General features: G+C 72.5%; 9 protein-coding genes. 8 read left to right on the top strand and 1 reads right to left on the bottom strand.

What is annotated here, in order from left to right; genetic code table 11:
- Window positions 1–126 precede the first annotated feature (126 nt).
- The 3 genes from ABZ806_RS03095 (at window position 127) to ABZ806_RS03105 (ending at window position 1570) form a co-directional block, all read left to right on the top strand.
- Window positions 127–516 carry a CoA-binding protein gene (locus ABZ806_RS03095; RefSeq protein ID WP_500214954.1) on the top strand — a complete coding sequence of 130 codons (390 nt, stop codon included), beginning with the start codon at window positions 127–129 and terminating at the stop codon, window positions 514–516.
- A gap of 173 nt (window positions 517–689) precedes the next feature.
- On the top strand, window positions 690–1142 hold the full coding sequence (locus tag ABZ806_RS03100; RefSeq protein WP_500214955.1) for an ATP-binding protein: 453 nt from the start codon (window positions 690–692) through the stop codon (window positions 1140–1142).
- A 2-nt stretch (window positions 1143–1144) separates the two neighbouring features.
- On the top strand, window positions 1145–1570 hold the full coding sequence (locus ABZ806_RS03105) for a VOC family protein (protein WP_500214956.1): 426 nt from the start codon (window positions 1145–1147) through the stop codon (window positions 1568–1570).
- Window positions 1571–1574: 4 nt separating this feature from the next.
- Here the strand turns inward: ABZ806_RS03105 and ABZ806_RS03110 are convergent, their stop codons facing one another.
- Window positions 1575–2483, bottom strand: a complete 909-nt coding sequence (locus ABZ806_RS03110) for a hydroxymethylglutaryl-CoA lyase (RefSeq protein ID WP_500214957.1) — start codon at window positions 2481–2483, stop codon at window positions 1575–1577.
- 115 nt (window positions 2484–2598) lie between these two features.
- Here ABZ806_RS03110 and ABZ806_RS03115 point away from each other — a divergent pair, with 115 nt between their 5' ends.
- Genes ABZ806_RS03115 through ABZ806_RS03135 form a run of 5 tightly spaced genes read left to right on the top strand, consistent with a single transcriptional unit; the run spans window position 2599 to window position 9239 of the window.
- Window positions 2599–3354 carry a GntR family transcriptional regulator gene (locus ABZ806_RS03115; protein WP_500214958.1) on the top strand — a complete coding sequence of 252 codons (756 nt, stop codon included), beginning with the start codon at window positions 2599–2601 and terminating at the stop codon, window positions 3352–3354.
- Complete coding sequence (locus tag ABZ806_RS03120) at window positions 3355–4578, top strand: CaiB/BaiF CoA transferase family protein (protein ID WP_500214959.1); 1224 nt, start codon at window positions 3355–3357, stop codon at window positions 4576–4578. It begins immediately after the preceding gene.
- A 46-nt stretch (window positions 4579–4624) separates the two neighbouring features.
- The gene (locus tag ABZ806_RS03125; RefSeq protein ID WP_500214960.1) at window positions 4625–6685 is read left to right on the top strand and encodes a hydantoinase/oxoprolinase family protein; all 2061 of its coding nucleotides are present in this window, start codon (window positions 4625–4627) and stop codon (window positions 6683–6685) included.
- The gene (locus tag ABZ806_RS03130) at window positions 6685–8580 is read left to right on the top strand and encodes a hydantoinase B/oxoprolinase family protein (RefSeq protein ID WP_500214961.1); all 1896 of its coding nucleotides are present in this window, start codon (window positions 6685–6687) and stop codon (window positions 8578–8580) included. The genes ABZ806_RS03125 and ABZ806_RS03130 overlap by 1 nt, the downstream gene beginning before the upstream one ends.
- A complete protein-coding gene (locus ABZ806_RS03135; protein ID WP_500214962.1) occupies window positions 8577–9239 on the top strand; it encodes an isochorismatase family protein in 663 nt (220 codons plus the stop codon). Before ABZ806_RS03130 ends, ABZ806_RS03135 begins: the two co-directional genes overlap by 4 nt.
- The last annotated feature ends 112 nt before the right edge of the window (window positions 9240–9351 follow it).

Below are 9351 nucleotides of genomic sequence, written 5' to 3' on the forward strand. Positions count from 1 at the left end.
AAGCCCGAAGGCCGTCCTCCCTCCAGTGTGCGAAGTGTGAGGTAAAGACGGAACCGGGACCTTGGTCCCACCGGCCGGGGACTTTGGGACCCTGATCCGCGACCTGCCGCGTCAGAGGGTGGGGACATGACAGAACTCTCCGGCGGCGTGCGGGCGCGGGTCGTCGCGGTCATCGGAGTGTCCCGCGGGTACCGGACGGCCGTCGCCGACCTGCTGGGCGGTGGTTTCGAAGGCGCCGTGTACGCGGTGAACCCGCACTGCGCCGGGAACGGCGTGGACGGCGTGCCCTGCGTGGCCACGCTCGCCGACCTGCCCGAGGCGCCCGATCTCGCTGTCATCGCTGTCCCCGCGTACGCCGTGCCCGGCGTCGCCGAAGCGTGCGGCAGGTCCGGAATATCCGCCCTCATGGTGAGCAGTTCGGGAATGACCGTGGAGCAGGAGCGGGCGCTGCTCGCCGCCTGCCGGGACCACGGCATGCGGCTGGTCGGCCCGGACTACCTGGGCTCCGGATCCTGATCGCACGCGCTGCTCCGAGGTCAAGCGCCGAGCCGTCCCCACGCTGCGCGGGGCGGGGTCGTCTAAGTTGCGGTGACCAGGGAAGAGCCACGGGGAAGCGGGGGTGCCGTTCGCTCTCAGTCGGTACCATTCATCATTGCCGTAGGGCAGGGGATGCGGTCGGAGGGACGGTCATGACCGGCAGCGGGGAGCGGGTCGGCGATCACCCGGGTGCGGGGTCGCGGGCCGCCGTCGACTCGTCCGACCGGCCGCGGCGGCTGCCGTTCAACGCGCGCACGCTGAAGGTGGTGCGGGCGCTGGTCGTGCAGTGCGCCACCGCGGCGGGCCTCACCGAGGACCGCGTCCAGGACGCCGAACTCGTCGCCAGCGAGCTGACCGCCAACTCCGTCGAGCACGGCGGTGGTTCGGGCGTGCTGTGCCTCTGGTACGACGCCACCCACCTGATCATCGAGGTCGGCGACGCGGGGCACATCACCGATCCGCTGGCCGGGCGGCGGCCCGTCCCGCCGGACACGGTCGGCGGCCGGGGGCTGCTGCTCGTCCACAAGCTGGCCGACCTCGTCCGTGTCCACACTGGGCCGGACGGAACCACTACCCGCGTGTACTTCACCCGCGCGATGATGTGATCATGACCGAGGCTTCAGCGCAGGGGTACGGACCGGACCACCGGACGCCGTTCGCCTACGGGGTGCACCACGTGCAGATCGCCATCCCGGCGGGGAGCGAGGACGCGTGCCGCGCGTTCTACGTGGACGCGCTGGGGATGAGCGAGGTCCGCAAGCCGCCGGTGCTGGCCGCGCGGGGCGGGCTGTGGGTGCGCGCGGACGGGCTGGAGATCCACCTGGGCGTCGAGCAGGACTTCCGCCCGGCCCGCAAGGCGCACCCCGGCATCCGGGTCGCGGACCTGGACGGGCTGGCCGAGCGGCTGGCCGAGCACGGCACGGGCGTCGACTGGGACGACGGTTTCCCAGGTCACCGCCGGTTCTACGCGTTCGACAACCTGGGCAACCGGCTGGAGTTCCTGCAGCGGGACGGCACGACCCCGCAGTGGTGACGCCCTAGCGGGCCTCGGGGGCCTCGGGGAACGGCCCGGCGCGGCCGAGCAGGGCCTGCACCGGGCTGTCGAGGCGTCCGCTCAGCCAGGCCGCCGTCTCGGTCACCGGCGCCATCCGGACGCCCGTGGCGACCCCCATGCGGTCGAGGGAGTAGAGCAGGTCCTCGGTCGCGATGTTGCCGGTGGCGGCGGGCGCGAACGGGCAGCCGCCGAAGCCGCCGGTGCTCGCGTCCAGCGCGCTCACCCCGTGGTCGAGCGCGGTGAGGGCGTTGGCGTAGCCGGTGTTGCGGGTGTTGTGGAAGTGGCAGCGCAGCGGGATGCCCGGGGCGATCTCGGCGGCGCCCGCCAGCAGCGTGCGCACCTGCGCGGGGACGCCGACGCCGATCGTGTCGGCCAGCGCGATCTCGTCGGGCTCGCTCTCGGCGACCCGCCGCACCAGGTCCAGGACGCGCTCGGCCGGCACCTCGCCCTCGAACGGGCAGCCGAAGGACGCGGCGATGGTGACGGTGCGGAACAGCCCGGCGGCGCGGGCGTCGGCGGCGATCCGCGCCCAGTTGGCCACGCCCTCGTCGACCGTGCAGCCCTGGTTGCGGCGGCTGAACTCGTCGGTGGACACCACGACGACGTTGACCTCGTCCACGCCGGTCGCGAGCGCCCGGTCGAGGCCGCGCGGGTTGAGGACGAGCCCGGCGTAGCGCACCCCGTCCGGCCGGGGGAGGCGCTCCATCACGGCCTCCGCGTCCGCCATCTGCGGGACGCGCTTGGGGTTGACGAAGCTGACCGCCTCGATGCGCCGCAGCCCGGCGGCGACGCTCCGCTCGATGAGCCGCACCTTGTCGGCGGTGGGCAGGATCGCGGCCTCGTTCTGCAGCCCGTCCCGGGGGCCCACCTCGATCAGTTCGACGTCCGTCATCGGCCTTCCCTTGTATGCAATCTGTGGATGTAGGAAGAATCGGCCAGGTAGAACCCTTGTGTCAAGCGACCGAAATGCATATCTTGCATGCAATCGACCCACCGAGGAGGTTCGGATGGTCCGTGCCGTGGACCGTGTCTACACACGGCTGCGCGCCGACATCCTGGACGGCGTCCACCCGCCCGGGGCGCGGCTCGGCGAGGCCGAGCTGGCCGAGCAGACCGGCTCCAGCCGGACGCCGGTCCGGGAGGCGCTGCGCCGGCTGGAGGTCGAGGGGCTGGTCGAGGTGCTGCCGCACCGCGGCGCCCGCGTCCCCGATCTGACCGCGGAGGACCTGGAGGAGATCTACGACCTGCGGATGCTGCTGGAGGGCGCCGCCGCCCGCCGCGCCGCCACCCGGATCGAGTCCAAGGACGGCGACCGGCTGGCCGAGCTGTGCGCGCTGATGGAGCGGTCCACGGCGTCCGGTGACGGCCAGGACCTGGACCGGGTCGCCGAGCTGAACGCGGAGTTCCACGGCATCATCCGCGCCGCCGCGGCCAGTAGCCGGCTCGTGTCGATGCTCAACGCGGTGGTGCAGCTCCCGCTGGTCATGCGCACCTTCCACCGGTACTCGCCGGACGACCTGGCCCGCAGCTCCGCCCACCACCGGGAGCTGGTCGCCGCGCTGCGGGCGGCCGACGGAACCTGGGCGGAGTCGGTGATGCGGGCGCACGTGCTCGCCGCGAAGGCGGTCCTCCTCCGCGGCGCACCCGACCAGACCGGCCCGACCGGCCCGACCGGCCTGAACGGCCACACCGACCACACCGACCGGACCGACCAGACCGACCAGCAGGAAACAGTCGAAACGACCGAAACGAGGGTTCGCTAGATGTCAACGCACGACGGTGCCACGCAGGACGCCCGGGGGCCGCTCGCCGATCTGCGCGTGGTGGAGATGGGGCAGTTGCTCGCCGGTCCGTTCTGCGGCCAGCTGCTCGGCGACTTCGGCGCCGAGGTGATCAAGCTGGAGTCGCCGGGCGCGGGCGACCCGATGCGCCAGTGGGGGCGGGAGAAGCCGCACGGCAAGTCGCTGTGGTGGCCGGTGGTCGCCCGGAACAAGAAGTCGGTGACGTGCAACCTGCGCACGCCCGAGGGCCAGGACCTCGCGCGGCGGATCATCGGGCAGGCCGACATCGTCGTGGAGAACTTCCGGCCGGGCACGCTGGAGCGCTGGGGGCTGGACTTCGACACGCTCCGCGAGGCGAACCCGGGGCTGATCCTCGTCCGGGTGTCGGGTTTCGGGCAGAGCGGCCCCTACGCGCCGCGCGCCGGGTACGGGTCGATCGGCGAGGCGATGGGCGGCATCCGGTACGTGACCGGCGATCCGGGGAACGCGCCGTCCCGCGCCGGGATCTCGCTCGGCGACTCGCTCGCCGCGGTGTTCGCCACGATCGGCGCGCTCGTCGCCGTCCACCACCGGAGCAACACCGGGCGCGGCCAGGTCGTCGACTCCGCGATCTACGAGGCGGTGCTGGCGATGATGGAGTCGCTGCTGCCCGAGTGGGCCGTGGCCGGCTACCAGCGCGAGCGCACCGGGTCGGTGCTGCCGAACGTGTCGCCCAGCAACGTGTACCCGACGGCGTCCGGCGAGATGATCCTGATCGCCGCCAACCAGGACACCGTGTTCGGGCGCCTCGCCAAGACGATGGGGCGGCCCGAGCTCGCCGGCGACCCCCGGTTCGCCGGGCACGCCGACCGTGGCCGCAACATGGCCGAGCTGGACGAGCTGATCTCCGCCTGGTCGGCGACCCTCGGCACCGAGGCCCTGCTGGAGACCCTGCATGAGGGCGGCGTCCCGGCGGGCCGCATCTACACCGCCAAGGACATGTTCGACGACCCGCACTTCGCGGCCCGTGAGGCGATCGTGCGCCTCGTCCACCCCGACTTCGGGGAGCTCCCGATGCACAACGCGTTCCCCAGGCTCAGCGAGACGCCGGGATCGGTGCGCCACGCCGGTCCCGCGCTCGGGGAGCACAACCGGGAGGTGTACGGCGGCCTCCTGGACCTGCGGGAAGACGAGATCGCCGCGCTGGCCGAGCGCGGAGCCATCTGAGAACGAGCAAGGCATCCAGTAACGAGCACGGCATCGGGAGGCCGGCATGGGTTATCGCCTAGGCGTCGATGTAGGAGGCACGTTCACCGACGTGCTGCTGGTGGACGAGGAGACCGGCGTCAGCCACCGCGCCAAGACCGCTTCCACTCCGGCGGACCAGTCCGAGGGCGTCCTCAACGGCATCCGCAAGGTGTGCCTGGACGCGGGGATCGAGCTGTCGGAGGTCGCGCACGTGCTGCACGGCACGACGGTGGCGACCAACGCGATCCTGCAGGGCAGGGGCGCGCGGGTCGGGCTGGTGACGACCGAGGGGTTCCGGCAGGTACTGCAGATCGCCCGGTCGTTCGTGCCGGGCGGGCTGGCCGGCTGGATCATCTGGCCGAAGCCCGAGCCGCTGGCCAGGCTGGAGCACACCGTCGAGATCCCGGGCCGGATCGCCGCCGACGGCGGGGTCGTCACCCCGCTGGACGAGGACCGCGCCCGCGCCGAGCTGCGCAGGCTCGCCGGGGCCGGTATCGAGGCGCTCACCATCTCGCTGATCAACTCGTACGCGAACGATGAGCACGAGCGGCGGGTGGCGCAGCTGGCCGCCGAGGAGCTGCCGGGGATCCCGGTGTCGCTGTCCAGTCACGTCCTGCCGGAGATGCGGGAGTACGAGCGGACCGTCACGACCGTGGCGAACAGCTACGTGCAGCCCGAGGTCGCCCGGTACGTCAAGAACCTCGACCGGTCGCTGACCGGGAGCGGCATCGCGGCGCCGCTGTCGGTGCTGCGCAGCGACGGCGGGCTCACCCAGGCGTCCAAGGCCGCCGAGGACCCGGTGTCGCTGCTGCTGTCGGGCCCGGCGGGCGGCGTGACCGGCGCGGCGTGGTTCGCCGAGCAGGCCGGGTTCGGGGACTTCCTCACCTTCGACATGGGCGGGACGTCCACGGACGTGGCGCTGGTGCTCGGCGGGAACCCCCGGATCGGCCGGGAGACGAGCGTCGGCGACCTCACCGTCCGGGCCACCAGCGTGGACGTCCGCAGCGTCGGCGCGGGCGGCGGGTCGATCGCGCACGTCCCCGAGCTGACCAGGGCGCTGCGGGTCGGCCCGCAGTCGGCGGGCGCCGACCCCGGCCCCGCCGCCTACGGCGCGGGCGGCACCGAACCGACCGTCACCGACGCCAACGTCGTCCTCGGCTACCTGCCGACACAGCTCGCCGGCGGGGAGATCTCGCTGGACGTCGAGGCGGCCCGCAAGGCCGTGAACGGCGTCGCCGAGGCGATGGGCCTGCCGAGCGTGGAGGCCGCGGCCGCCGGGATCATCGACATCGTCAACGAGAACATGCTGGGCGCGCTGCGGCTGATCAGCGTCCAGCAGGGCTTCGACCCGCGCGAGTTCGCGCTGATGTCGTTCGGCGGCGCGGGCCCGCTGCACGCCAACGCGCTCGGCCGGCTGACCGGCGCGTGGCCGGTGATCGTGCCGCCGTCGCCGGGCGTCCTGTGCGCCTACGGGGACGCGACGACCTGCGCCCGCGACGAGAGCGCCCGCACGATGGTGCGCCGCTTCTCCACCCTCGACGACGACGAGTTGCGCGCCGTCCTCGCCGAGCTGGCCGACGCCGCCGCCGGCCGCCTGGAGTCGGAGGGCGTGCCGCGCGACAGCCAGACCGCGACGTACCAGATCGACCTGCGCTACCACGGGCAGGGCTTCGAGATCCCCGTCGAGGTCGACCGCGCGAGCGTGGACGGCGACCTGCTCACCGAGCTGGGCGCCGCGTTCGACGCCGAGCACAAGCGGCTGTTCTCGTTCCTGCTCGACAACGAGCGCGAGGTCATCAACCTGCGGGTCACGGTCAGCGGGCCGCGCCCGGAGGTCGCCTGGCGCACCCTCCCCGACGGGGACGGCGACCCGTCCGGGGCGCTGCTCCGGGAGACGGAGGTGTGGATGGACGGCGCGTCCGTGCCCGCCGGCATCTTCGATCGTTCGAAACTCCGCGCGGGGGACGTGCTGCCCGGACCGGCCGTCGTGGTCGAGATGGACTCCACCACCCTCGTCCTGCCGGGGCACGCCGCGACCGTGCACCCGAGCGGCAGCCTGCTGATCCGTCCCACTGAGGAGGGCTGATGGCCGAGATCCTGCAGACCACCACCGAGCCGGCCGCCCGGGTCGACGTCGACCCGGTCACCCTGGACATCATCGAGAACGCGCTGCGCAACGCCCGGTACGAGATGGACGAGGTGCTGTTCCGCACCGCGCTGTCGCCGGGCATCCGCGAGCAGCACGACGAGTTCCCGCTGATCGCGGACCCGTCCGGGAAGATGGTCGTCGGCCAGTTCGGGCTGTCGGTCCCCGACTTCCTGGAGAACTTCGACGGGACGATCGGCGAGGGCGACATCCTGATGACGTCCGACCCGTACGCGTGCGGCGCGGCGATCAGCCACGCGAACGACTGGCTGCTGGTCGTGCCGATCTACCACGGGGGCCGGCTCGTCGGCTGGTCGTCGATGTTCGGCCACATGTCGGACGTGGGCGGCAAGACGCCGTCGTCGATGCCCGCCGACGCCCGCACCATCTACGAGGAGGGCGTGGTCGTCCCGCCGTTCAAGCTGTACGAGGGCGGTGAGCTGAACGAGGCGGCGCTGCGCATCATCCTCAACCAGGTGCGGATGCCCGACTGGAACCGCGCCGACCTGAACGGCCTCGTCGCGGCGTGCACGACGGCCGCGCGGCGGGTCACCGAGCTGTGCGACCGGTTCGGCGTCGAGACCTACCTGTCCGCGCTGGACGCCCTGCTCGACCGCAACTACCAGGCCATGAAGGTGCTGCTCGCGACCCTCTTCGAGGACGGGCAGACGCTGGAGTTCGCCGACTACATCTGCGACGACGGCTGCGGCTACGGCCCCTACGAGCTGAAGATCTCCCTCACCCGGACCGGGGAGAAGATCCATCTCGACTTCAGCCACGCCGCGCCGCAGGCGGTCGGGCCGATCAACTACTTCATCAACGAGAACCTCGTCCGGATGTTCTTCGGCATCTACGTCATCACGGTCGCCGACCCGCAGATCCTGTGGAACGACGGCTTCTACCCGCTGATCGACGTGACGATCCCCGAGGACTCGTTCTGGAAGCCGCGCCACCCGGCCGCGCTGAACGCCCGCAACCACGGCATCGGCCGCGTGTTCGACCTGTTCGGCGGGCTGCTCGGGCAGACGAACCCGGAGATCCTGAACGCGGCCGGGTTCTCGTCCTCGCCGCACTTCATGTACTCGGGGCACTACACGTCCGGGGCGCGCGAGGGCGAGTGGTTCCAGCTGTACTCGATCGGGTTCGGCGGCGTGCCGGGACGCCCGGTCGGGGACGGCCCCGACGGGCACTCGCTGTGGCCGTCGTTCGTCAACATCCCCTGCGAGTACCTGGAGTCGTACTACCCGCTGCGCATCGAGCGGTGGGAGACGATCGCCGACTCCGGCGGCGCCGGCCTGCACCGGGGCGGCAACGGCGTCGACGTCGCGTACCACTTCGAGGAGCCGGGCACGATCGCGATCCACGACGACCGCTGGCTCACGTACCCGTGGGGCGTGAACGGCGGGCGTCCGGGGGAGCGGGGCCGCAAGTGGATCGACCGGGCCGACGGCACGCGGGAGGTGCTGCCGAGCAAGGTCCACGACGTCCCGGTCGCGCCGGGCGACGTGCTGCACTTCGTGACGTGGGGCGGTGGCGGATGGGGCGACCCGCTCGCCCGTCCCGCCGGGCTGGTGGCGCAGGAGGTGCTGCGCGGTCTCGTCACCGCCGATGGCGCCCGGGACGGATACGGCGTCGTCTGCACCGGTGAGGGCGTCCTCGACGAGGGGGCCACCGAGCTGCTGCGGGCGAAGATGGCCGCCGACCGGACGGAGATCCCCGTGTTCGACATGGGCCCGCCGCTGGCGGAGATCCTCGAACGCTGCGAGGAGGAGACCGGGCTGCCCGCACCGCGCCCGCCGGTCGACGTCCGCTCCGCCGAGGCACTGCGCCGATGACCGGCCCGGCGGAGCGCCCGGCGAACCGCCCGGCGAGCGGTGCGGACGACCTCGTCGCCGACTACCGGGCGTCGGGCTTCGGCGAGAGCCTCGGCTGCGGCGACGCCCCGGCGGTGCTGGTGATCGACTTCGCCCGCGCGTACCTGGAGGACGGGTCGCCGCTGCGCGCCCCGGTCGAGGACGCCCTGGCCGCGACGGTCACGCTGGTCGACGCGGCACGGGCGGCCGGGGTACCGGTCCTGTTCACGCGGGTGAGATACCAGCCGGGCGGCGCGGACGGCGGGCTGTTCCGCCGCAAGGTTCCCGCGCTGCGTGTGTTCGAGGAGGGGAACCCCCTCGGCGACTTCGCCGAGGGGGTCGCCCCCCAGCCCGGGGAGACGGTCGTCACCAAGCAGTACGCGAGCGCGTTCCACGGGACGTCGCTGGCGGCGACGCTGACCGCGTCCGGCATCGACACCCTGTTCATCTGCGGGCTGAGCACGAGCGGCTGCGTCCGGGCGAGCGCGACCGACGCCCTGCAGCACGGGTTCCGCCCCCTGGTGGTGGACGAAGCGTGCGGCGACCGCGACCGGCGCCTGCACGAGGCCAACCTGCTGGACCTCCAGGCCAAATACGCCGACGTGATCCCCCTGGCCCGAGCCCTAACCCTGATCACCTAACCGTTGACCTGCGGCGTGAGCCGGTCCGGCCCGGCCTGGCCGTCTTCGAGAGCCACCTGGGCCGGCACTACTCCGACAATCCCAAGTACATCTACCGGGAATTGCGCAGGAG

Source organism: Spirillospora sp. NPDC047418 (genome assembly GCF_040643275.1).
Taxonomy (GTDB): domain Bacteria; phylum Actinomycetota; class Actinomycetes; order Streptosporangiales; family Streptosporangiaceae; genus Spirillospora.